This window comes from Crateriforma spongiae, from assembly GCF_012290005.1.
In the GTDB taxonomy this organism is placed as follows: domain Bacteria; phylum Planctomycetota; class Planctomycetia; order Pirellulales; family Pirellulaceae; genus Crateriforma; species Crateriforma spongiae.
The window spans coordinates 1-663 of sequence record NZ_JAAXMS010000034.1; the positions used below are offsets into that span (position 1 = coordinate 1).

At 57.5% G+C, this 663-nt stretch carries 2 protein-coding genes; both read left to right on the forward strand.

Annotated features, from left to right (window positions below; genetic code table 11):
* Positions 1-348: DUF6883 domain-containing protein (locus tag HFP54_RS25075; RefSeq protein WP_206036408.1), on the forward strand; the 348-nt coding region annotated here is incomplete at its 5' end.
* Positions 349-353: 5 nt separating this feature from the next.
* Positions 354-578 carry a DUF4926 domain-containing protein gene (locus tag HFP54_RS26510; protein ID WP_146415667.1) on the forward strand — a complete coding sequence of 75 codons (225 nt, stop codon included), beginning with the start codon at positions 354-356 and terminating at the stop codon, positions 576-578.
* Positions 579-663 lie beyond the last annotated feature (85 nt).

Here is a 663-nt window from a genome sequence, read left to right on the forward strand (position 1 = left end):
GTTCGCCAACAGAACTTCATGCCGATACCTGATGCAGACCGAGCCGTAGTGGAAGACGCAAAGGTGCGTGACTACCTGCTCAATCTTGCGCATCCCGACGGTGGCTCCAAGGCGATCTGGTTCCACTCCCTCGGCTACGACCGCGCCGAATGGCACTACCTCGCTGCTGACCTACTAGCTGTTGCTCGAAACTGCACAACGTTCGATACCGAAACCACCCGCTTTGGTTTAAAATTCAAGGCGTTGGGGACCGTCGGTTGGCCAAATTACCGCCTTGGCGTGGTCCTGACGGTCTGGATCGTCGAGGACGATGATCCACCAAGATTGGTTACCGCCTACCCCGAGTGACTGTCATGATTTCCGAACACTCTCTCGTTGTACTTGACGCTGATCCGCCTCACGAGAACCTCACTCGCGGGGACGTGGGGACCGTCGTACATGTCTACAAGGACGGCAAGGGATACGAGGTCGAATTCGTTGATGGGGGGGGGCATACGGTTGCGCTCGTAACCGTCGGTTCTGATGACGTGCGGCCAATCAAGGCTGGTGAACTTCTTCATACTCGAAAGACTGCGTAGGGGCGAACAATGCCGTGCACCGGAGCGGCGTCAGCGCGTCTTTTGATGGTTCGTTTCACTCTCGCCGCCCGGTGACGGCGACGTT